This window comes from Lewinella sp. IMCC34191, assembly GCF_003390935.1.
Classification (GTDB): domain Bacteria; phylum Bacteroidota; class Bacteroidia; order Chitinophagales; family Saprospiraceae; genus Neolewinella.
The window spans coordinates 179,228-202,924 of record NZ_QNQZ01000002.1 but is presented as its reverse complement, the minus strand read 5'-3'; the positions used below and the strand labels follow the sequence as shown (position 1 = coordinate 202,924).

Annotated in this window: 16 protein-coding genes and 1 tRNA gene; 11 read left to right on the top strand and 6 right to left on the bottom strand. The window is 59.3% G+C overall.

All coding sequences use genetic code 11. The features are described 5' to 3' along the window. Positions 1-3: 3 nt before the first annotated feature. Together DRW39_RS05365 and DRW39_RS05360 are read left to right on the top strand one after the other, a co-directional pair. Complete coding sequence (locus DRW39_RS05365; RefSeq protein ID WP_116105986.1) at positions 4-780, top strand: ABC transporter ATP-binding protein; 777 nt, start codon at positions 4-6, stop codon at positions 778-780. Between the two features lie 755 nt (positions 781-1,535). Then, complete coding sequence (locus DRW39_RS05360; protein WP_116105985.1) at positions 1,536-2,579, top strand: isoaspartyl peptidase/L-asparaginase family protein; 1,044 nt, start codon at positions 1,536-1,538, stop codon at positions 2,577-2,579. Between the two features lie 180 nt (positions 2,580-2,759). Here DRW39_RS05360 and DRW39_RS05355 read toward each other — a convergent pair whose 3' ends face one another. Continuing rightward, positions 2,760-3,389: an NAD(P)H-dependent oxidoreductase gene (locus DRW39_RS05355; protein ID WP_116105984.1), complete on the bottom strand. Its 630-nt coding sequence runs from the start codon at positions 3,387-3,389 to the stop codon at positions 2,760-2,762. Between the two features lie 145 nt (positions 3,390-3,534). Here DRW39_RS05355 and DRW39_RS05350 point away from each other — a divergent pair. Continuing rightward, positions 3,535-3,619, top strand: a tRNA-Leu gene (locus DRW39_RS05350). 76 nt (positions 3,620-3,695) lie between these two features. Further along, positions 3,696-4,457, top strand: coding sequence for a geranylgeranylglyceryl/heptaprenylglyceryl phosphate synthase (locus DRW39_RS05345; RefSeq protein WP_116105983.1), 762 nt, complete (start codon positions 3,696-3,698; stop codon positions 4,455-4,457). 110 nt (positions 4,458-4,567) lie between these two features. Here the strand turns inward: DRW39_RS05345 and DRW39_RS05340 are convergent, their stop codons facing one another. After that, positions 4,568-4,687: an STAS/SEC14 domain-containing protein gene (locus DRW39_RS05340; protein WP_410503593.1), complete on the bottom strand. Its 120-nt coding sequence runs from the start codon at positions 4,685-4,687 to the stop codon at positions 4,568-4,570. 335 nt (positions 4,688-5,022) lie between these two features. Between DRW39_RS05340 and DRW39_RS05335 the strand changes: the two genes are divergently transcribed. From DRW39_RS05335 to DRW39_RS05325, 3 genes are all read left to right on the top strand, one after another. Further along, positions 5,023-6,342 carry an NAD(P)/FAD-dependent oxidoreductase gene (locus DRW39_RS05335; protein WP_116105981.1) on the top strand — a complete coding sequence of 440 codons (1,320 nt, stop codon included), beginning with the start codon at positions 5,023-5,025 and terminating at the stop codon, positions 6,340-6,342. 178 nt (positions 6,343-6,520) lie between these two features. Continuing rightward, positions 6,521-7,678 carry a fasciclin domain-containing protein gene (locus DRW39_RS05330; RefSeq protein ID WP_116105980.1) on the top strand — a complete coding sequence of 386 codons (1,158 nt, stop codon included), beginning with the start codon at positions 6,521-6,523 and terminating at the stop codon, positions 7,676-7,678. Between the two features lie 411 nt (positions 7,679-8,089). After that, entirely contained in the window at positions 8,090-9,685 is a 1,596-nt protein-coding gene (locus DRW39_RS05325; RefSeq protein ID WP_116105979.1) for a hypothetical protein, read from the top strand. Positions 9,686-9,696: 11 nt separating this feature from the next. Here DRW39_RS05325 and DRW39_RS05320 read toward each other — a convergent pair whose 3' ends face one another. From DRW39_RS05320 to pyk, 3 genes are all read right to left on the bottom strand, one after another. Next, positions 9,697-10,452, bottom strand: coding sequence for a DUF4292 domain-containing protein (locus tag DRW39_RS05320; RefSeq protein WP_116105978.1), 756 nt, complete (start codon positions 10,450-10,452; stop codon positions 9,697-9,699). Positions 10,453-10,469: 17 nt separating this feature from the next. After that, positions 10,470-12,020 carry a tetratricopeptide repeat protein gene (locus tag DRW39_RS05315; protein WP_116105977.1) on the bottom strand — a complete coding sequence of 517 codons (1,551 nt, stop codon included), beginning with the start codon at positions 12,018-12,020 and terminating at the stop codon, positions 10,470-10,472. Between the two features lie 95 nt (positions 12,021-12,115). Next, positions 12,116-13,546 carry a pyruvate kinase gene (gene pyk, locus DRW39_RS05310; protein ID WP_116105976.1) on the bottom strand — a complete coding sequence of 477 codons (1,431 nt, stop codon included), beginning with the start codon at positions 13,544-13,546 and terminating at the stop codon, positions 12,116-12,118. Between the two features lie 282 nt (positions 13,547-13,828). On the opposite strand from pyk, the gene DRW39_RS05305 reads away from it, so the two are divergent. The 3 genes from DRW39_RS05305 (at position 13,829) to DRW39_RS05295 (ending at position 19,299) form a co-directional block, all read left to right on the top strand. Beyond that, complete coding sequence (locus DRW39_RS05305) at positions 13,829-14,923, top strand: glycoside hydrolase family 105 protein (RefSeq protein ID WP_116105975.1); 1,095 nt, start codon at positions 13,829-13,831, stop codon at positions 14,921-14,923. Next, the gene (locus DRW39_RS05300) at positions 14,920-16,182 is read left to right on the top strand and encodes an alginate lyase family protein (protein ID WP_116105974.1); all 1,263 of its coding nucleotides are present in this window, start codon (positions 14,920-14,922) and stop codon (positions 16,180-16,182) included. The genes DRW39_RS05305 and DRW39_RS05300 overlap by 4 nt, the downstream gene beginning before the upstream one ends. Positions 16,183-16,266: 84 nt before the next feature. Beyond that, on the top strand, positions 16,267-19,299 hold the full coding sequence (locus DRW39_RS05295) for a T9SS type A sorting domain-containing protein (RefSeq protein WP_116105973.1): 3,033 nt from the start codon (positions 16,267-16,269) through the stop codon (positions 19,297-19,299). 11 nt (positions 19,300-19,310) lie between these two features. Here the strand turns inward: DRW39_RS05295 and DRW39_RS05290 are convergent, their stop codons facing one another. After that, positions 19,311-20,549, bottom strand: a complete 1,239-nt coding sequence (locus DRW39_RS05290; protein ID WP_232830070.1) for an alginate lyase family protein — start codon at positions 20,547-20,549, stop codon at positions 19,311-19,313. 220 nt (positions 20,550-20,769) lie between these two features. Here DRW39_RS05290 and DRW39_RS05285 point away from each other — a divergent pair, with 220 nt between their 5' ends. Further along, positions 20,770-23,694 carry a TonB-dependent receptor gene (locus DRW39_RS05285; RefSeq protein WP_116105971.1) on the top strand — a complete coding sequence of 975 codons (2,925 nt, stop codon included), beginning with the start codon at positions 20,770-20,772 and terminating at the stop codon, positions 23,692-23,694. Positions 23,695-23,697 lie beyond the last annotated feature (3 nt).

Below are 23,697 nucleotides of genomic sequence, written 5' to 3'. Positions count from 1 at the left end.
GCTATGATTCGTACGGAAAACCTCGAAAAATCATTCGGCGAGAACCACGTTCTGAAGGGCGTATCGACCGAGTTCTACTCCGGCAAGCCGAACCTCATTATCGGTAGTTCGGGAGCGGGTAAGACAGTCCTGCTCAAGTTGTTGATCGGCCTGTTCGAGCCCTCCGAAGGCAAAGTTTATTACGACGATACCGACCTGTTCTCCCTCGACGACGAGGCGCTGCGGCAAGTGCGTATGAAGGTCGGCATGTTATTCCAGGGCAACGCGCTCTTCGACTCCATGTCGGTGGGGGAGAACATCCGCTTTCCCATGGATATGTTCACCAACAAAACGTTGGCCGAGAAGGAGAAACGGGTCGACGAATGCCTTGAGATGGTCAACATGGAGGGCATCAACGACCGCTACCCCTCGGAGGTCTCCGGCGGTATGCAGAAGCGGGTCGGTATCGCCCGGGCCATGGTGCTGGAACCCAAGTACCTTTTCTGCGATGAGCCCAACTCCGGCCTCGACCCGAAGACGAGTATCCTGATCGACGAATTGATCTGCGACCTCACCAATACCAATAACATCACGACCGTCATCAATACCCACGATATGAACTCGGTCATGGGCATCGGCGATAACATCGTCCTCCTCAAAGATGGCAATCTCGCCTGGCAGGGAGACAAGACCCAGGTGCTGGAAAGCGACAGCGAGGTACTGCAGGATTTCATCTTCGCCAGCCCGTTTTTAAGGCGGCTGCGGGAGGATGCGTTGAAGACGCGGCATGCGCATGATTAGGTGTCGGGTGTCGGACGCTCGCAGGAGCCCTTCGCTAGCGCTCGGCCACGCTCCGAGGTCCTGGCACCGTCAGATGGGGAGAGTATAAGACCTGCGAGTGTCCTTGGACCTCGGAGTGTCTGGCCTGAATAGCCCGTTACCATGATACCGGACGCTCGCAGGAGCCCATCGCTAGCGCTCGGCCACACTCCGAGGTCCTGGCACCGTCAGATGGGGAGAGCATAAGACCTGCGAGCGTCCTTGGACCTCGGAGTGTCTGGCCTGAATAGCTTGTTACCATGATACCGGACGCTCGCAGGAGCCCTTCGCTATCGCTCGGCCACACTCCGAGGTCCTGGCACCGTCAGGTGAGGAGAGTATAAGACCTGCGAGCGTCCTTGGACCTCGGAGTGTCTGGCCTGAATAGCCCGTTACCATGATACCGGACACTCGCAGGAGCCCTTCGCTATCGCTCGGCCACACTCCGAGGTCCTGGCACCGTCAGGTGAGGAGTGCATAAGACCTGCGAGCGTCCTTGGACCTCGGAGTGTCTGGCCTGAATAGCACGTTACCATGATACCGGACGCTCGCAGGAGCCCTTCGCTAACGCTCGGCCACACTCCGAGGTCCTGGCACCGTCAGGTGAGGAGAGCATAAGACCTGCGAGCGTCCTTGGACCTCGGAGTGTCTGGCCTAAGTATCAAGGATGGCAGGGCCGGAACCACGGAAAGTCGGTGCGCCTTCATTACCTTACTCCGGTAACCAAGCCCACCACCATGCGTCACCTGCTGTCTACTCTTATTCTGCTCACCGTAGCCCTGTTATGGACCGCCTGCCAGGAAACCGGCGAACCGGCCGTGGATAGCCCGCCGGAGTTGGAGGAGATCGGCGAAGTCCCTGAATATGCTATGGTCATCCACGGAGGGGCGGGCACCATTTTGAAAGAGAATATGACGGATGAACGGGCGGCCGGAATCCGGGAAGCGATGAACGCCGCCATGGATGCGGGGGAGGCGGTCCTGCGGGAGGGGGGAAGCGCGGCGGACGCCGTGGAGGCCACCATCTGGGTGATGGAAGACAGCCCGTACTTCAATTCCGGTAGGGGGGCGGTATTTACCAACGCCGGCATCAACGAACTGGACGCCAGTTTTATGACCGGCGAAAATCAGGAAGCCGGCGCGGTGGGTGGCATCACCAATTTGAAGCATCCCATCAGCGCGGCGCGGGCCGTTATGGAGCAATCCGAGCACGTATTACTGACCGGTAAGGGCGCCGAGGAATTTGCCGCCGGAGTAGGGCTCGAAGTGGTGGACCCCTCCTATTTCTACACGGAAGAACGCTACCAAAGCCTGCAGCGCGCCCTGGAGGGTGAGAAGGTCGAACAGGAAAAGATCGACGTAGACAAGAAGCACGGCACCGTCGGCTGCGTCGCCCTGGATAAAAGTGGCAACATTGCCGCCGGCACCAGCACGGGTGGCATGACCAATAAGCGATTCAACAGGCTCGGGGATAGCCCCATCATCGGCGCTGGTACGTACGCCAATAATGCCACCTGCGGCGTAAGCTGCACGGGTTGGGGCGAGTACTTCATTCGCTACGCGGTGGCCTATGATGTACACGCCCGGATGGCCTACGCCGGCGCCTCACTGCAGGAAGCCGCCGATGCCGTCATTCACAACACGCTGGTTGAGAAAGGGGGCACCGGCGGCCTCATCGCGTTGGATGCCGCGGGAAATATCGTCATGCCCTTCAATACGCCGGGAATGTACCGGGGCTACCTGAAGGCCGGCGGAGAGCGGGAGATCCTGTTCTACGAATAGCCCTACGCTCGTCTGCCGACCGCAGCGCAGCGCAGGTCGTCCGCCGAGCGTAGGGCTACTCGCGTTTCCTGGGGGGCAACCGTACACCGGCCTTGTACAGCGCAGCGCAGGTCGTCCGCCGAGCGTGGTCGAGCTTATCGACCTAGACCCGCCGGCGGACGAGCTCCGCTCGGCAGACGGCTATTGCTCCAGAAACATCTCTTCCAGCGGAACGCGCACCTTCGCCTTGTGCTGCGTAGCGTCTTCCTGCGAACGGTAGCCGACCGGAGCGATAACGGTAGCGGTGAGACCCCGTTCCGTCAGGCCCAGGATGCGGTCGTACTCACCGGCATCGAAGCCTTCCATCGGGCAGGTGTCGATGCGCATTTCGGCGGCGGCGGCGAGCAGCGTGCCTAGCGCAATGTAGACTTGCCGCTTGTTCCAGGCTTCGATGGATTCCACCGATTTACCGGCGACCGATCCCTTCATGTAGCTGGCGTAATCATTCAGCTGCTCGCGCGGTACGTCGTGTACCTCGGCGGTGCGGTCCATATAAGCGTCAATATGCTCGGGGGGCATCTCCTTCATGGCGCAGAACACGAAGACGTGCGAGCTCTCCGTGAGCTGGGGCTGATTATAGCTTGCCGTACGCAGTTGTTCCTTGAGTTCGGGATCTTGCACGACCATTACCCGGAAGGGTTGCAGTCCAAAACTGGTAGCGGCTAGATTGACCGCTTCCTGCAGCTTTCGCACGTCCTCATCGGATACCTGGCGATCGGTGTCAAATCTTTTGGTGGCGTAGCGCCACTGTAGGCTCTCTAAAAATTCCATGGTCTAATTAATTGTACATACATTAATTAGCGAGCTAAATAATAGTTTTGCGGCGGAGCGCAGGTAGAACAAATTTTTAAAGCCGGTAAGCATTGTAAAACTCCCCGGAACTTCCTACTTTTGCGTCCGCTTCGCGCCACAGCCTGCCCAGGTGGTGGAATTGGTAGACACGCCAGCTTGAGGGGCTGGTGTCCATTGCGGACGTGCAGGTTCGACTCCTGTCCTGGGCACATCACTTCAGACGGTCCGTTTGCTTCGGCAAGCGGACCGTTTTTAGTTGCCGCCCGGCAGTCATACCTTTGGGTTATGATCCTTAGCGCACTCACCCGGGCCCGCGAATCTGGCCGCAAACTGTTGGCCGTACTCATTGACCCGGATAAAGCGAGCCGCGCCAAGTTGAAAACGCTGGGGGAGCACAGTCGCGCCGGCTACGTCGATTTCTTCCTTTGGGGAGGGAGTCTGGTCAACCAGCCGCAATCCGAATACTATCTGCGCCTCCTCAAGGCGCACGCCGAAGTTCCGGTACTCCTGTTTCCCGGCTCCGTCTACCAGCTCGACGATCAGGCCGACGGGCTACTCCTGCTCTCTCTGATCTCGGGCCGCAATCCGGAATTACTCATCGGTAAGCACGTCACAGTGGCCGGGCGCATCAAACAGATGAAACTGCCGGCCTTTCCCACGGGGTACGTGCTGGTGGACGGGGGGCGGCCCACTTCCGTCTCCTACATGAGCGGCACTACGCCCATCCCCGCGGATAAGCCCGCCATTGCCGCAGCCACCGCCCTGGCGGGAGAGCAGTTGGGCCTGCGACTCATTTACCTGGATGCGGGTAGCGGCGCCCTACGGCCGGTGTCTCCCGAAATCATCAGTGCCGTCCGCGCGGAGGTAGACCTCCCCATCGTAGTTGGCGGGGGCATTCGCAGCCCGGAACGAGCCCGGCAGGCGCTCCAGGCCGGGGCCGATATGATCGTCGTGGGCAACGGCCTGGAAGGGAGCCTGGACTGGCTCCCCCGCCTCACCACCGAGGTAAATTCCTTCGGACGGGAATCGGTCACAGTGAAGCGCTAAGACCGTGCCAGCCAGCTTAGCGCGCGTTCCCGCGCGACCGGCCCGTAATGCTGTACTTCGGTGGTGGTAAAGGGTTTGGCCAGCTGGGTTATTCACGCCATCCAGTCTGCTTAACCGATAACGGCTACCCCTTCGAAATCACTGGCGTGGGCCGCGTCGAACTTCAGGTCACGCCAGGCCTTGCCGGCGGTCCAGGCGTCGACGTCGATCATTTTGAATAGATAGCGGATAACGCCTTATTTCTCGATGATGGCCCGGGCTTTCGGAAGCATTCGGTCGTAATCAGCCTGTTCCAGCTTGGTCGTGGCCCGCGTGATAATGATATAGGAGTCGGGGTGTTGAGCTATTTCTTCCCTAACTGGTTTCGCCTGTTTTCAGAATAGGATGGCGGATGGAGATACCCCGAGCTAAGCGGTCCCGGCGGGTATCTAAATCGACCCGCTATCCGTTAATCGGACAGAATATCGGAATGTGCGGACCGAACCGCTAGCACGGCACCTTACCTGCGCTCCGCCGCCATAGCGTCTTTGCGCGAACGAAAGCCCGTAATTTTTGTAATGCATCCATGGATGCACTCAATCTCCCCGCACCCGGTGACAAGGCCCGGATCGTTGTTGTCGGAGGTGGTTTTGCCGGCATCAATTTTGTCGATCATTTGGATACCCGGAACTACCAGGTTGTACTACTAGACCGACACAATTACCACACTTTCGCGCCGCTCCTTTACCAGGTGGCAACCGCCGGCCTCGAGGCCCCCGATATCTGTGGGCCCCTGAGAAAGTCCTTCCGCGGGAAGCCCGATTTTCACTTCCGGATGCTGGAGGTGCGGGGAATCGCTCCGGAACAACAACTTATTCGCACCGGTGCCGGTCCCATTCATTACGACCATCTTGTTATTGCCACCGGTACGCGCGCTAACTTTTTTGGTAGCCAGGACATCGAAGCGCACGCGCTGCCGCTGAAGACCGTACCGGATGCGCGGCGGCTGCGCAATCACATCTTTCAGACGCTGGAGCGCCTGGATATGACCAATGACCCCGTCGAACGCGAACGCCTGATGACCTTCGTCATTGTCGGGGGTGGTCCGTCGGGGGTCGAACTGGCTGGGGCCCTTTCGGAACTGAGGCGGCATGTCCTCAGCCGGGACTATCCCGATACGTCGATCGAGCAACTGCGCTTCATCCTCGTCGAGGGCGCCGATCAATTACTGAGCGGTTTCAGCGATAAATCCAGTTCGGATGCCCGTCGGAACCTGGAGGATATGGACATCGAGTTGCGCTTTGGAGCCCTGCTTGCCGGCTACGACGGGCAGACCGCTACGTTGAAGGACGGTACTACCATCCCGACCGCGACCGTCATCTGGGGGGCCGGCGTTACCGGGGACATCGTCGAGGGGCTGCGTCAGGATAGCCTGGAACGAGCTCGCTACATAGTGGACGATCAACTCCGCGTGCGTGGCTATGAGAATGTACATGCGCTCGGCGACGTGGCCTTATTAACCAACGCCCAATGGCCCAAGGGACATCCCGGGGTTGCCCAGGTTGCCATACAGATGGGAAGGAGGCTAGCCAAAAATTTCAATGCGCTGGCCCAGGGACATGCCGTAAAGCCTTTTAGCTACCTCGACAAGGGGAGCCTGGCCATCATCGGCCGGAACCGCGCCGTGGCCGACCTGCCGAAAAACCTGCACCTCAACGGTTTTCCGGCGTGGTTTATCTGGGCTTTTGTCCACATATTTTACCTCATCGGTTGGCGAAACCGGGCATTTACCTTTCTGAGTTGGGTCGCGAATTACGTGACCTACAACCGGGCCGTTCGGCTAGTGCTGGAACCATCGCTGGAGGAAGAATTACCGGAGGCGGAAAAGCTGACTACCCATCCGTAGGGGGGTGATACATATAATTTATAACAGTAATACCACGTCTGTAAAATGGTGGTCCCCGAAATTATTTAGGGGATAGAGTACATATTATTAGTTCCCGGTAAACCAATCGTGAAATTATTTGCTACATGAACATTGCTCATTGGGTTACGAAAACCCGCTCTGAAAATCCAAATTGAATATGAAACACGTTTTACCCATTTTATTTACCGCTGTTCTGGCCGTCTTCGGCGGCGTGCTGACCGCACAGTCCAACACCGTAGTCGACATCATCTCCGCGAGCGAGAACCACACCACCCTACAAGAAGCGCTGACCCCGGAACTGATCACCGCACTTTCGGGTGCAGGTCCCTTCACCGTCTTTGCTCCCACGGATGCTGCTTTCGAAATGTTATCCGAAGATGACCTCTCGTACCTCACCAATGAGGACAATGTCGATAGCCTGGTGTCGGTCCTCCAGTACCACGTCATTGCCGATTCCCTGCCTTCCGATAGCTTGAGGGACGGTATGATGTACCCTACGCTGAACGAAGGCGACAGCCTTTACGTCCGTAACGACACCACCCCGAACGGTGCCTTATTTGTAAATGGCGTACTCATCACCCAGACGGAAATCACCGCATCGAATGGTGTCGTTTACATCATTGACGCCGTACTCATGCAGCCGGTCGCTACGGTTGTAGATGTCATCATGGATACCGATACACTGTCAACGCTGGAAGCAGCCGTTGTCGCCGCCGGCCTGGATGATGATCTGATGGGCGAAGGACTCTTTACCGTCTTCGCTCCTTCGAATCTGGCGCTTGCCAATATCTCTCCGGATAGCTTGAATACGCTTACGACTTCCGGCGATCTGGAGACGATCCTCGAGTACCACGTCGTACCCGGAAGGTACACGTCCGCCGATCTGATGGACGGTATGATGCTGATGACCCTGGGAGGTGAGATGCTGGAAGTAACCATTAGCGGAGACTCGGTACTTGTTGACAGTTCGTTGATCATCATGGCTGACATGATAGCCGACAACGGTGTTGTCCACGTCATCGACAGTATCCTGCTGCCCATGGCAATCACCAGTGTCGACGAGCCGGCTTTCGCACGGGAGGTAAACATTATGCCTAACCCCGCGACCAGCCTGTTCTACGTAACACTGCCCAACAGCATCCTCAACAGTGCCGTACTGACACTGCGCGACTTCAGCGGTCGTACGATTGTCAGCCGTCGCGCTACCAGCGATCGCGAACCGCTTGATGTGGGTGCATTGCCTACGGGAACTTACCTGTTGGAAATCCGGGCGAACGCCGGGGTCATCCAGCGAAAGGTGATGGTGCAGCGATAAGCTGAAAACTACCTAAGGTTACCAAAGGGCCACCCTCGACCGCTGTCGGGGGTGGCCCTTTGCTTTGCGCAGCCGGAGGCTGCTTCTTGCTTGCGCGGTCGGAGACCGCATTCTACTCAGCGGTCGGAGACCGCTTTATGGCGCGCGATCGATAACTGGAGCCTATCTTGAAAGCTAACCTAAACACCGGACCGTGACATTTTCCCCCTCCCCGTTTTCGGCGCTATACTCTTCACCGGGCACCTAGGGGCGTACTGCCGCACGGCCATTCCGAGCCCGTTCGCGGAAATCACCTCAGAAGTCCGGAACCGACTGCACGGGGTATCTTAAAAAAGGTCCGGCAGCTATTGGAGGAAACGCAAACCTGCTACTTCCTACCGTGCACCCAGTGGGAGGCGAACACCCTATCCAATGAAACACATCCTGGCTATCATACTTATCGCTTTCGTAAACCAAAGCGCGATGACCCAGTCAAATCTCCACACACCCCTCGATTCCCTGCCGCGAGCGTTCCGGGAGGATGGCCTGCTTTCACCGGCCGGTGAGGCGAACCTGCGCGAAGCTATATCCAGTGACGAAATGTCAATCTTATACCAGCGTGGTGCAACCTTGCGCTCCCTTTCCGAAGACGACTATGCAGCGCAAATATTTGCTTATTTGGCCAGCGCATACAGCGCCGCGCACTACAACCGCCGCGGAATACCCGTCATCACGGAGGTAATGATACAGTTCGACTTGTCCTCCTGGCCACCCCCGGAGAACCATCCGCGCGGGCAGGAGATGCGGGATACGGTGACGGCACGTATGCGGCAGGTACCCGGATTCATCGAGGAACGCGACCGCCTGCGCGAAGCGGACCGAAGTCAGGTCAAATTTCAGGTCCTCGACGCTCGAACAGAGGTATTCTATCCGCCCATCAGTGCACCCGCCACCGGTCCGATGAATCTGGTGCCGTCGGACCGAAGCGTTTCTGGCCTGGACTGCCGGGCGACGCTGAACTCGTTGCGTAAGCACGGGCTTATCGATGAAGGCACTTACGAACGCTACCGGGCAGATATAGCGCGTAATGGCCTGTTGCCGGATCACCTCCTGCTGCAACGGATAGCTATGGAGGAGGGCCAGCAAATCTACCTCCGCGAGCAGGCGCGGCAACGAAGCCAGGCAGTCAAAAGCCTGACAGAGAATGGAATCTTGTCTGCCCAGATTGCCGATCAGCTACTGCTCGATACCGCATTTCTCCAGTCAGATGAGCGGGCGGATTTTTATCCTATCCTGGGTCCCGCGTTTCGGTTGAGGGTAGGTGAGCCCCGAACGGCCCAGCAACTAGCGGATGCCGTACGCGAGGACCTCTGTAAGCTTGACCCTGCATTTTGTGAAGTCGAGGTGGTGCTCGATCAATATAATCCAGCTACCGATACGGTTAAAATTTACGATACGAGCCCACTTCTGCAAACCATTCTACGCCCCTTCAACGCATACCTGGATCGCTTGAACGCGGCCTACCGCTTGTACTTCGGAGTAGCTAGCCCGGGAGGCCAGACAGAAGAAAGCTGGGATCTCTACCTTTTTCAATTCACTTCACCCGAGCTTCGATTACTTGCTTCGCCAGCCGTCAGCAGCCAGCTGCCGTCGATCGATTCTGCAGGAGCACGCTTTCTTTCTCCCGCGGACGTGGCGGACATCGTATCCCGACTAGAAGAGCTTGGATTGACGGCTCAGCTGTCTTCCAACGAAATAGCACGGGCGGAGGAGTGTATTCGCTCGGGCACCGTGCACGGCATTGTGGAGCTGCTTCGCTGTTATCCGGGCATTTCCCGTCCGCAAACCAGCGAAGACCTGGAGACGCCTAAAAGCCTGAACCGAAACATTCTTGCGGATGCGACCGGAACTTTGTACATCAATTATCGAGCCGGGCGCAAGCCGGAAAGCTATTACCTGCGGCTACCCGTGGCCGTAGCCGAATACATCGAACGACTGTATCCGTATGCCCTCTTTAGCTTGGATTAATCGAGGCCGGACTACCGAAAGCTGAAGGGCATCTCCACGGGGCCTGTAAACGACAGATCCGTAAACTCAAAGTCCAGCCGGGCGGTGCCTTCGCTGCCGCCGTCTACCGCGATCTGTCGGTTGCGGGGGAAGGTCTGATCGAGGCCGTCCACCGTTTCGTAGCCGCCGTTCACCACGGATAGCATCCGTTGCTGTCCGAGTTCCTGTAATTCCATCCTGCCTAGTTGGTAAGTCGTTGGATCGAAGCGGTAATCGCCGGCGAATTCCGGGCTGCGGCCGGTCAGGCGGATGTCCTGGCCGTCCCGGCTGACCTCCAGGTCGTCCGTGAGGAAAACGGCGTTGCCGAAGAAGATTTCCTGGAGCAGGTCGAAGCGGGCGGGGATCTTGTATTTTTCCTCCAGGTAACTCAGGGGCTCAGCGATGTACTCGCTTTCGAGGCGGTTATAGAGAAAAAAGCTGTCGGGGCGGATCAGGGCGCGTGCGCCTTCGATGCCGAATTTCTTGACGCTCATCCAGATGGCCTCGTCGCGGTGGAGCCGCAGGTAGGCCGTACCGCCGATGCTAAAATCTTTGGTCTCCACGTCCACGCGGGCTTTAGCGTCCATCCATTCGGCGCTGGTGCGGTTGGCTTCGATACCCCGAAGGACCTGATTGAGCCGGAGCTTACCGGTGGCCGCGGCCGTGTCGTCAGTAGCCGGTCCGGCCACTTTGCGGTTGCAATTGGCGAGGGTGAGTATGGCGGCGAGCGCCAGCAGATAAATTCGCATCGGAATAGGCTTTGGGGCTAAGAATTTTTACCGGCCAGGCTGGACGACTTGCTGCCGGCGGCTTTTGCGCGGCGATAATACCCCGCCGCGTCCTCTTTGTTGCCGGCATCGCTGCTGACATCGCCCATCAGTTCGAGTAGCAGGGCATTGGTGTTCGCGGGGTGATCGAGGGACAGTAAAGTAGCGGCGCTCGGATCGCTCAGTTGGCGCAGGTAAACGGCCAGGGGCGCTTCGGGGCCGCCCGGCAGCTGCGCGGCGTTGATGTCGCCGAGGCCGGAGCCGTCGTCCATGTTGGAAAGAGCTGCCGCCATTTCTTTCAGGGCTTCCGCGGCTTCCGGATTGGCGGACACCATGAGTTGAGCCTGCTGCAGTAAGCTATTGGCTTCGCCGAAGTCACCGCGGAATGCCTCCCCGAGGGCGTAGTAGAGGTACACCGACGGCCGGTTAGGGAAAATGTCGAGTGCTTCTTCTCCGTACTTACGCAGGTCAACGGATTGGTTGTCGAGGTAGAGCGTTGCCAGTAATTGTTCCCAGACCGGATAGACCGTATCGTCCAGTTCGAGCGTAGCCCGGTAAGCCTCGGCGGCCTCGGTGAGGCGATCGCTGTGGTAGTAAAGATCTCCCAGGATGGCGGCGGCTTTGGCATCGTCCGGATGTACCCGCCGTAGCTCTTCCGCCAGCGTGAGGGCACGATCGGCCAGGGTACGGTCGCCGGTACTGGCGACCTGGTTGATCAGGGGCAGCAGCTTACCGATCTTGAGGTCGAGATCGACGTCGGTACGGGCCAGCAGGGCCATCAGCTCGCCGTCGTCACCCCCTCCGGACGGGCTGCCGGCGGACGGCGCGGCATCCTGCAGTGCCAGTTGGGCGCGGACATCGGCGGGTTCCATGCGCAAAATCTGTTCATATACCTCGCGGGCCTGCTTGTCCTCATCCTGCGAGCGGTAGAAACCGGCCAGGAGGTGCCGGTAATCTACCTGGTCGGGGAAGGCTTCGATGAGGGCCGCCAGTTCGCGTTCGGCGCGTTTCATGTCGCCGGTGCCGACGTAGAGGGCGTGCTTCCGGCGCGTGAGTTCCGCGTTGATGCCGATCTCGTCTTCCAGCGCCTCGTAGACCCGGATGGCTTCCTTGGTGTCCTGCGCGCGTACGAGAAAGGCGGCCTGTTCGAGGTAATTCTCGGGTTCCGCGGGGTTGCGCTTGACGAGGGTGGCGTAAAGGTCCGCCCCGTCTCGGTAGCGGCCGGCCGCCAGGTACAGTTCCGCGAGGAAGGCGGCGTACACTTCGTTGGGGCGAATAGCGTAGGCCTGTTTCAGCGCGTTGATGGCCGGAGCGGTGTTTCCCGCGGCGTACTGCAGCCGGGCCAGTTCGAACAGCGCCGGATCGTTTTCGGGATCGTTTTCCAGGATACCCTCGAACAGTCCGATGGCTTCATCGGTCTTGCCGAGCAGGGCTTCGCGCTTCGCCTCGATGAACTGCTTCTGCAGATTGACCTCCTTCTCCGTCATCTCCGCCTGGGCGAAGAGGGAAGGAGCGAGCAGGACAAGAAGGAGCAGCAGGGTAGTACGCATAGGGTAGCCGCAGGTAAATCGTAATTTACTAACGTTATGAGTACCCGACTAGTGCTAAAGGTTGGCCGGCGGAATGGTAGCCGGGCCGACCTGCGCTAATCCACCACCGTGATCTTCATCATATTCATCCGGCCACGCTTCTCCAGGGGCATGCTGGCCGTATTGACGATCATGTCACCCGGCTGGACGTGATTTTTTTCCTTAAGGATCTCCACGATGTCGTCTACGGTATCGTCCGTGGTCTGGAATTTATCGTAATGGTAGCAGCGTACGCCCCAGCACAGGTTCAGGGTCGAGAGCATACTCGGAATGTCGCTGAAGATGTAAATCTTGGAACTGGGCCGGAAGCTCGACAGCTTGAAAGCGGTGTAGCCGGAACGGGTCATGCCGGTAATGGCGCGGGCCCCGACGCTCTGCGCCGCCCAGGTTGCCGCGGAACTCACGACGTCGCTGACGAAGGTGCCGCTCTTTTCGTTGGCTTTGGGGCGGCGGATACCGATCTCGTAGATCTTCTCGGCCTCCTCGATGATGCTGTTCATCCACTTGACCACCAGGGCCGGGTGCTTGCCGACGCTGGTCTCCCCACTCAGCATGACGGCGTCGGTACCGTCGAGTACGGCGTTCGCGACGTCCGTAACCTCGGCGCGGGTCGGACCGGGGTTGGTGATCATGGAGTCCATCATCTGGGTGGCTACGATGACCGGGCGGGCGCGCTGGATGCACTTGCGGATGATCTCTTTCTGGATGATCGGCAGCCGCTCCATGGGCATTTCAATACCGAGGTCGCCCCGCGCCACCATGATGGCGTTCGAGTGCTTGATGATCTTATCGATGTTGTCGATGGCCTCGGGCTTCTCGATTTTGGAGATGATCTTGGCCTGGTGGCCGGCCCGGTCGATGTGGGCGCGCAGTTCCTTACAGTCGGAGTGGTGACGGACGAAGCTCAGTGCGATCCAGTTGATTTCCGGAATGGTCAGGATGTACTGAAGGTCTTCCATATCCTTCTCGGTCAGGCTGGGCAGGCTGATCTTCGTATTGGGCAGGTTGACGCCCTTATTCGACTTCAGCGTCCCGGCGTAGAGCGCCTTGAGTTTGACGGTGTCCATTCCGTTGGTGTCGACGACCTCAAAGACGAGCGTACCGTCGTCAACGAGCACCCGCTCCCCGACGCGCACGTCCTGAGCGAATTGGGGGTAGCTCATGTATACCCGCTCGGCGTTGCCGATGCATTCCTCGTTGACGAAGGTCACCACGTCACCGGCCTCGAGTTCCAGTCCTTCGCCTTCCATCTTCCCGACGCGCAGCTTCGGCCCCTGCAGGTCGGCCAGGAGGCTGCAGTGCGTATTCATCTCGGTATTGAGCCGGATCACGTGATCGACCACCTGCTTGTGGTCGGCGTGGGTTCCGTGACTGAAGTTCAGACGAAAAACATCGACGCCGGCCTCAATGAGCTTTTTCAGCCCGTCGTAGCTATTACAGGCGGGTCCTACGGTGGCGACGATTTTAGTATTCTGATGGTCGGTCATAGCGGGGAATGAATTTTAGATAGTGTAAAGTATACAATAATGCGGGAAGGGGCTAAGGTAACAGGTAGCGAGGGAAAAATGATAGAAAGCATCCGGTACCTCCCGGTTCGCTGAGCACATTTTACCTGCGCCCCGCCGCCGCCTTTGCTTTTGGGAAGCTGACAATCATCCAGACCTGTGGGGACAATTGTACGAAGGCGGATAATAAGCGGTTCGGGAGATTCTCCCGAGCCGGTCCGCCCGCTACTTTGGGGGCGTTGATCCACGAATAGACCGTCCCTCATGCCCCGTATTTGCTATTTCCTGCTCGTCCTCCTTTTACCGGCCTGTGTCGGCGTACCCAAATTCGATCGCGACGACATCGAAGCGGCCATGGTCCGCGCGCTGGCCTGGCAGGAGGCCAACCCCATCGAATCCAAGGCGCCGACCGACTGGACCAACGGCGCCTACTACACCGGGGTGGCCCGGGCCCACATGGCAACGGATAATCCGGCCTTCCTCACGGCGCTCAGGCAGCGCGGGGAAATGACGGACTGGCAGACCTACGACCGCTACTATCACGCCGACGACGTGGCCATCAGCTACTCCTATCTCTACCTGAACGAGCAGGAGCCCGGCCTGGTAGACCTGGAGGCGACCGCCACCTGGCTCGACGACCATCTGAATAAGGACCACGAATGGAAACAGGGCGATAAAACCAAAAAGGAAGAAATCCTCTGGTGGTGGTGCGACGCCCTCTTCATGGCCCCGCCCGTAATCGCCGAGTGGGCCAGCCTGAAAGACCGGCCGGAACTACTCGACGAAATGCACCACTATTACACCGAAACCTACGAGCTACTTTACGATAAGGAAGAACACCTCTTCGCCCGGGATACCCGCTTCGTGTGGACGGGCTCGCCCGACGATCAGAAGGGCGGCAACGGGAAAAAGATCTTCTGGTCGCGTGGCAACGGTTGGGTACTCGGCGGCCTGGCGCTGATCCTGGAAGAGATGCCCGCCGACTACGAGCACCGCGGTTTTTACGTCGGCCTCTTTAAAGAAATGGCGGCCGAGGTCAAGTCGATCCAGCCCGCCGACGGCATGTGGCGGGTCAGCCTGCTCGAGCCCGAAGCCTGGGACCACGGCGAGACCAGCGGCACCGGCTTCTTCACCTTCGCCTTTGCCTGGGGCATCAACAACGGCCTGCTCGACCGCGACGAGTACCTACCGGCGGTGCGCAAGGCCTGGACGGCCCTGGAAGCGATCCAGCAGCCCGACGGAAAGGTCACCTGGGTGCAGGATATCGGCTACGACCCCAAACCGGCTTCCGCCGAAAGTTGGCAAAACTTCGGTACGGGCGCCTTTCTGATGGCCGGCAGCGAAGTCCTGAAACTATGATTTCGACACGCCTGATAGCCTTCCTGTTGGCTTTGATGCTCCTTGCGCTATGCCGGTGCACCCCGGCCGCGAACACCTCCGGGGAGGTCGCGGCAGCCGATCTGCCGGTACCGGAACTGACCAATCTGGACGGCCGCCTGCTGGCGGAAATAAAAGCGGGCGGCGGGGCGCAGGTAGAAAGATGGGCGCCGGCGTACGCTCGATTGATCGGGCGTGCCGACTCCCTGCTCGATGCCCCCCTCTACGCGGTGACGCAGAAAACGGGGGTACCGCCCAGTGGCGACAAACACGACTACCTCAGCCTGGCTCCCTATTGGTGGCCCGATCCGGAAAAGGAGGACGGCCTTCCCTGGATCCGCCGCGACGGAGAAAGAAACCCCCGCACGGCTGGCCTGGACGTCGACGTAACCGCACGAAGAAATGCGTTCGGCAACTTCTACCACCTTAGCCTGGCAGCCTATCTCTCCGACCGGCAAGCCTACGCCGACCGGGCACGGCAACAACTACGGACCTGGTTCCTTGATCCGGAAACCCGCATGCATCCCCACCTGGAATACGCCCAGGGCATTCCGGGCCGGAACGATGGTCGCTGCTACGGCATCATCGAATTTCGGGCGATCACCGAGGTGATCACCGGGGTGGAGCTACTGGGCTTTCTCGGAGAATTGACTGACGCCGAGCGCGAAGGCTTTACCAGCTGGATAAGCGACTATACGGACTGGCTCGTAAGTAGCGAGCTGGGCCGGGAAGAGGGCAGCCGGCACAACAACCACGGAACCTGGTACGACGTCCAGCTCGTCAGCATGCTGCGGTACCTGGACCGCCAGGAGGAAGCCGGTGCGGTCCTCGAGCGCGCCAAGACCGACCGGATTGCCGCTCACCTGGCGGCTGACGGAAGCCAACCGGAAGAAATCGCCCGTACCAAATCGCTCAGCTACAGCACCATGAACCTGGAGGGGCTGACGATCCTGGCTTACCACGGAAAGCGTATGGGGATCGACCTGTGGAATTACCAAGACGAGGAGGGGGTTGGGCTACCGGATGCTTACGCCTACCTCCGCCCCTACGCGCTGGGCGAGCGGGAGTGGACATATCCACAGCTCGGTGATCTGGCCGAGGTGCGGCGGGAGTTGCGGGGGCAGTTCCTGCGGGCGGGCAGTCAAATGGATGAACCGGATTACTGCTCGGAGGCGATGCGCGGTGCGCGATCGGATTCTAGCCTCCAGCGACTACTGTATCCCTGCCCCGGGGCACGCTAGGGACCCTATTCGCGGCAGATTTTCCGGTGCCCGACAGATGGGCGGACCCGAATTAGTACACACCCTATTGAAGTAAACTCGATCATGACAAGAATGCTACCCTACCTATTTCTGTTTGCCCTAGCACTGTGGGCTCTACCCGCACACGGGCAGGCGGTACTCTCCGCCGTGGATGACTCCGGAAGCGCCTATCCGGTGATCTCCGCCGCCGGCTTTGGTATCGAAGGCCCGGATGATAGCAGTCCCGACTGCGCCGGTGACGGCCCGGGTAACCATGCGTCCTTCGGCGACCATATCCTCCAGGCCGCGGATGCCGAACTGGGGCAGAACGTATTCGAGTTTTTCTCCCACTTGCCGGAGGATAATGACCGTTGTCTGGTCTTCGACCGGGCCCGCATCGAGATCAAGGGCGGGCCAAGCGGCCAGAGCGACCCGGAACTCGAACACGCGTACGGCGATACGTCCTACTACCGCTGGCAATTCCGCCTGGCCGAGGACTTCGTCGGCGCCAGCAGTTTTAACCACCTCTTCCAGAATAAAGCCGCCGGCGGATCGGACTCCGGATTCCCCATTCTCACCCTGACCGCCCGTACCTCCCGGGTGGAGTTACTGCACAATGGGGGAGCCGGGAATCCGAGCGGCACGCTGGGCCGACTGAGCGACGCACCGCTCGACCGCTTCACGGGCCACTGGGTAGAAGTAACGATGCGGCAGGTCCACGCCAACGACGGAGAGCTGGATGTCTCTATTCGGGATGTCGAAACCGGTCTTCCGATACTACTCTATACCAGCAATGACATTGACCTGTGGCGGGGTGCCCCGGACGAAGGCGGTCTGATCAACCGGCCCAAGTGGGGCATTTACCGGTCCTACAGCGAGGCGGCCGGCCTGAAGGACGAAGTCGTCCGCTTTGCCAGTTTCTGTTCCTCGGAGACATCCCTTGCTGCTTGTCCGTCCTTAATAGATCTGGGGGACGCCGCCGCGGACGCAGTCACGGACGTGCTGCCCCTGGACGGATCCGAATCCGTTCCGCTGTTTATGCCCATCGTTTGGACCGGCAGCCCCGCGGCGACCGCTTACCGGGTATACCTGGGTACGAGCCCCACGGAGCTGAGTCTGGATACCACGATAACGACGACCGGCTACCGCCCCGAATTGGCCGCCGGTACCACGTATTACTTTCAGGTGGGCAGCGTCAACGAGCGGGGAGAATCCCGTACCGATATCCAATCCTTCACGACCCTCCAAAACCCGGATGACGGAGAATGGGACGTGGCTCGCGGTCACGCCCGTCCTGAAGTGGAGGCCCCTCAGTTCTTTGAGCTTAATACGAATCTGACGACCCTGCAGATCGATTCCGTAGCCCGGCTGAACGACCGCGATGGTAACAACGCCTACTGCTACTTCTCCGGACCGAAGGAGGGGGACAACGGTAACTACCGCTGGCGCTACCGGCAGGAGGCCGAGGACGAAACGACCGTCGTCGTGCGTCTTGCCGCGCTTTCCGACGTCAATAATATCACCTACATCGAATTCTACGGACTGGGCTGGCGGCAGAAGCTCCGGGTCAACCGCTCGACCATCCGCTTCGAACGAACCACTGACGACCCCGAAGTTGCCTTCCCCGACGGCTACTGGGACGATGGGGCCGTCCACACGCTCCGCGTTACCTTTCAAAACAACCCGACGAGTGGAGAGCCGATGATCACGACGGTGTACCTGGATGAGGATCCCACGCCCTTCGGTGGCCCCTTCGCGAGTGACGAAACGAGTGACAACTCCTTCATCGACTTCGGAAGGGCGGGGAGCACCGATTACGGTGCCTGCTTCGATTACCTGGCTGTCAACGCTTCGGGTGCTTATGCCCCGGAGAGCGGTCTTGCTTCCATGCTACCGGTCGACCTGGCCGGTGACGCCGCGCTGGCCGTAAGCCAATCCCTGCCGCTGGACGGATCCGTCGACGTGCCCCTCTACATGCCAATTGTCTGGGACGGGGTGGACGGTGCCGATACCTACCGGGTCTACCTGGGGACCTCGCAGGACGAGCTGGTCCTCGATACGACGGTCGCGACAAACAGCTATACGCCGGAACTTTCCGAAGCCACCACCTACTATTACCGCATCGCGAGTGTGAACGCGCAGGGCGAAACCCCCGGTCAGGTCATGCAATTCACGACACTGGAGCGGGCCGACGACGGACCGTGGGAGGTAGCCCGGGGTCACGCTCGCCCGGAGGTAGAGGCGCCGCAATTTTTTGAATTCGACACCAATCTGGAAATGGTCGGATTGGATTCCGTAGCTCCGGTAATGGGCGAGGCGGGCAACAATGCCTACTGCTACTTTTCCGGACCGAAGGAGGGAGACAACAACAACTACCGCTGGCGCTACCGCCAGGACGAGGGGGAGGAAACCACCGTCCTGCTGCGGCTGCGGGCATTACCGGAGACCAGCAACATCGCCTACGTCGAATTCTTCGGCCTCGGCTGGCGGCAAAAACTACGCATAAACCGGTCGACCCTCAAATTCGAGCGAACCATTGACGATCCCGAGGTGAATTTCCCCGAAGGCTACTGGGACGATGGCACCTTTCATGTACTGCGCATCACCTTCCAGAATAATCCCCAAGCCGGCGAGCCCATGCTCACGACCGTCTACCTGGATGAGGAGGCTACCCCCTTTGGATCCTACGCCAGTGATGAAACGACCGATAACACCTACCTCGATATCGGCCGGGCGGGTGGAACCGATTACGGAGCCTGCTTCGATTACATCGCCGTGAATCCCAATGGCGCTTTCGGGCCGGGCGAGGGGGAGGGGATGGCTCCTCCCAGCGATCTTTGGTTGCCGGCCCCGCCGAGTAGCGTGGGTAATCAGGCGGTTTTCTCGCCGCAATTGTTTCCCAATCCTGCTTCTGACCGCCTGGTGGTAAAGGGGCTTCCCAGCAGGGAAACTTATCGCTATCTCGTCGTCAGCGCAGCCGGGCAGCAGTTACGCCGTGGCCGGGTGACCGACTCCGATCGATTCATTGATGTACGTACGCTTCCCGCCGGCGTTTATTTTCTCCAGTTGCGCGGCGACGACGGTGCGACCGGGATAAGCCGATTCGTTAAGCAGTAATTCGCGCTGACCTATCCGGGCTCCCCCCAGAGGATCGGCTGTCGCAGTGGAAAATTACGTGCGATTTCCGCCGATCGCTGGGTGGGGTCCAGGTCTTCCCACAGCTGAAGCATTTGCGGATCGTCGTAGGCCCGGGCGGCCAGTAGCAGCCCTACCGATTGGATGGGTACCTCGTCGAAGTGCATTACGTCGGGTGGATAGGGCCAGGCCGACTTATCTTTAATGTAGGGCAGCATAAACGCCCAGCCGTCGCGCAGACTGCCGTGGGTGCCTTCGTAGGTCCATAGATCGTCCTTGGGAGTAGAGGCGTATTCGGCCAGCACGGAATAGCCTTCCAGGATAAAAAGTGAGTAGATATAGGGCTTGGTGCGCCCGAGTTCGTCGGTGAAACCACCCTCGTCGTTCATCTGCCGGTCGATCATGCGCTTGAAGAGCGTGCGGGTGGAATCCAACTGAGCCTGGTTGCCCGTCAGGCTGGCGAAGGCGGCTACCTGGGCGGCGTACCAGGTGCTGTGGTTGTTCCCGTGATCGCGCTCGTCGTGGCCATAGGGGTGGGTGACCATCCAGTTCAGATAATCCTCGAACCAGCCTACTACGGCCGATTGATCTCCTCCCTGTAAATAGCCTTTTTGCCGGAGCACGGCGACGGCTTTGGCTACCTCGATGAGGTGAATGGTGTCGATGATGCCGATGCCGCGTCCGGTGACCCTGCCCTTGATGGCCTGGGCGTAGAGCAGGTGAGGCGTCATGCTGGTTTCCGGATCGACGAACCAGGTACGCAGGTATTCCATAGCGTGATCGGCATATCGTTCGTCACCGGTCTCCTCGTAGGCGGCTACGAGAGCGGCCACGGCCTTCGACAGATCGACCATCGCGCGCCGGTGGGCCACGAAGTTATCGGGATTGGTCTCACCGTCGCGACGCACGTAGGGACCCTCCGGACTATTGGGGTCCGGCCACCAGTAATCCCCTTCGGAATAGAAATCACGCGGGCCGCCGGCACTGCGGGGGCTGATTTCCCGCGTGATCGGTATCGGCTCTCGTTCGAGGAAACTGTCCGCCGCGGCGATGGCCGAGGGAAGGGAGATGGCTTGCACATCGTTCTGTAATTCGCTACCGGAAGGGGGAGCGGAGGCAGGGGAGCACCCGATGGCGAAGAATAAGCAAATCATTGACAGGCAAGCGAGAAGCCGGGCGTGGGGAGAAAAACCGGCGGATGTCCGGGGCGGGAGGGTGTGTGCAGGAATCATACCCGTAAAAGTAGGATGTCGCGGGTGCTCTATTGTTGCATAGGGGCCTACAATTTCCCTGCCGTATAGAATGTAAGTGTTTGGTATTCAAATAGTTAACGATTGTCCCCCAGGCTTTGGATGATATTCTCCGTCAATTGATCCAGATTGCTGATCAATTATCCGGAATACCGCAAGCGGGGCCCGGATCGCCTTATATGTCGCTTTGAAACTGTCGATTATGCTGAAACCGGTGTTCATTATTTGCTGCTTCTTATCCGCAATTACGGGAGCACGGGCTCAGACCGGAACGATCGAGGGCGTGATCACGGGTGCCGACGACGGCTCCAGCCTGCCCGGTGCCAGCGTATATCTGGCCAGCAATCCGACGCTGGGCACCGTCACCGACCTCGACGGCGCATATTTGCTAACCGACCTGCCCGCCGGGGACGATACGATCATGGTGTCGTACGTCGGCTTCGCAACCCAGGCCCTGCCCGTGACGGTAGTAGCGGGTGAGATGATCACCCTGGACGCCGCGCTCGGCGGATCGGTCGTCATGGGGCAGGAGGTTATCGTGACCGCGCAGTTACTGGGGCAGGCCAAAGCGATCAACCAGCAGCTGAAGGCGGACGCCATCGCCAATTTCGTCTCCGGAGATAAGATCAAGGAACTGCCCGACGTGAACGCCGCCGAGGCTATATCCCGTCTTCCGGGAGTAGCGATCAACCGGAACGGTGGAGAAGGTTCCAAAGTGGTTGTCCGGGGACTGGACCCGAAGTTCACCGCCATCAACATTAACGGTACGCGCCTGCCGTCGACTTCCGGCACTGACCGCTCCGTTGACCTTTCCCTCATCTCTCCGGAACTGCTCTCGGGAATAGAGCTCTTCAAAAGCCCGACGCCGGATATGGACGGGGATGCGCTCGGGGGAACGATCAACCTCAATATTCTGAAGGCCGACGACCGCCCGCGTGCCTCCCTGAAGGCCATCGGGGGATATAACGACCTAGCGGGTCAATTTCGGGATTACAAATTTACCGGTTCCTTCAGCCGGCGGGTCTTCGACGACCGGTTAGGCATTATCGGTACCGCGAACGTGGAGCGCTTTAACCGGGGGAGCTACTCCGTCGGGCAGGGTTGGGGCGACCGGCGGGACGCCATCATCGATACGATGCTCAACATTTTTGATCAGCAGGCCAACTCGCTCACGCTACGCCGGGAGCAGGAGGTGCGCCGACGCTACAACGGTAGCCTAGGCTTTGATTACGCTTTCGGCAAAACGACCGACGTGACCCTGCTGGGCATTTTTTCCCGTACGACCCGCGATGAATTTAACCACCGGGAGAGCTTTAATATCGAGGATGTCACCTCCAGCTTTCGTCCGGTGATCCGCGAGAGTCAGATCAGCCTGTATTCCGCTTCGCTCTCCGCCCGCCATCGGCTGCGCTTCCTGAACGTGGAATGGGGCGCCAGTTACAGCCAGACGGTAGGGGAGACCCCGCTCAATATCGAGTTCGATTTCCGCACCGAGGGTAACAGCTTTACCGAAGGCTTTCTCGAAAACCGCCGGGATCCTACCCGGATCTACAACTTCATCAATGCCCCGGCGGACCGGACGTTTCTTACAGGGGCTAATTACACCGATACCGGAAACGAGGAGGACATCGCTACGGTCTTTGCCGACTTTACGGTTCCCTTCAGCTTGGGGGATAAGGTCCGGGCGTCCTTCAAATTCGGCGGCAAGTTGCGGCGGACCCGAAAGGAACGGGATTACGAAGCGTTCTACGATAAGATCTTTTACCTGCGGGACAACAGTACCTGGGACGCGCTTAACGGGAACCCCGTGGGCGCCACGGGTATCGATCCCAGTGGGCGCACCTACCTCGGTATCGAGAACTTCCTGTCCGACGAAGCTACCCTGAGCCTGGAAGATAACTCCGGTACCTCCCGGGACATTATCTACCCCTTTGACGAAGCCATTTTGCGCCGGTTCAACGATCTCTTCAGCGAGACCTACCCCCAGGATTTCTTCGGGGTAACCAACAACTTCGATCTTCAGGAAAACGTCACCGCCGGTTACGCCATGTTCAAATTCAACGTGGGCGAGTGGCTGACGGTCATTCCCGGCCTCCGGTACGAATACAACGACAACACCTACAACGGCATCTTCGCCGATCTCAACGGCGACTGGGGACAGAGCGGGGCCCGCGACCCCCGCACGGCGACCACGACCTACGGGGAGCTACTGCCGCACCTCCACCTCAAATATCAGCCGCTCGACTGGTTTGACGTCCGCGCTTCCTACAGCACGACCCTCGCCCGCCCCGACTTCAATTACATCGTACCGGCAACGCTGGTCAACCGCAACGGCGATCTGACGATCGATCGGGGAAATCCCGACCTCGGCCCCTCCGTGTCGCGCAACTACGACCTCTTCCTGACGGCCTATTCCGGCGAACTCGGGCTGTTCAGCGTCGGCGGTTTTTACAAGCAGATCCGGGACGCCTTCTACCCCGTCACGCTGGGCGTCAATAACGACAGCATCGCGGTGGCTAACGGCCTGCCTCCGACCGGCTTCATCGGGGCCGAACTGACCTCCTTCTCCAGCTCGCCGGACTCGAAGGTGTACGGGGTGGAGGTAGACGTGCAGTCTCGCCTGAGCTTTTTGCCCCAGCCCTTTGACGGCCTCCTATTCAATTTCAATTACGCCCTGCTCTACAGCAATACCACCATTAACTCCTTTCGGGAGGAGACCGAATGCGTGGTCGTGGGCGGACGCCCCCGTTGCCAGGTGAACGCCTTCACCTTTCAGCGAGAAACCAACCTTATCGGGCAGGCGGAAACCATCCTGAATACCTCGCTCGGCTACGATATCGGCGGGCTTTCCGCCCGCGTCTCCGCCGCCTACCAGGGCAGCAAGATTACCGGCTACAGTTCCATCGCGGACAAAGACAGCTACGACGACAGCTTCTGGCGCATGGATGCGGCCATCAAGTACCGCTTTAACCGTCGCGTCAATGTCTTTCTGAACCTCAACAACCTGACCAACCAGCAGGACGTGACCTTCTTCCGCGGCCCCCGCTTCGAAACCAACCGGGCCACGTACGGAACCACCGCGACCGTCGGCGTCGAATACAAATTCATTCCCAAAGAAACCTACTGACCC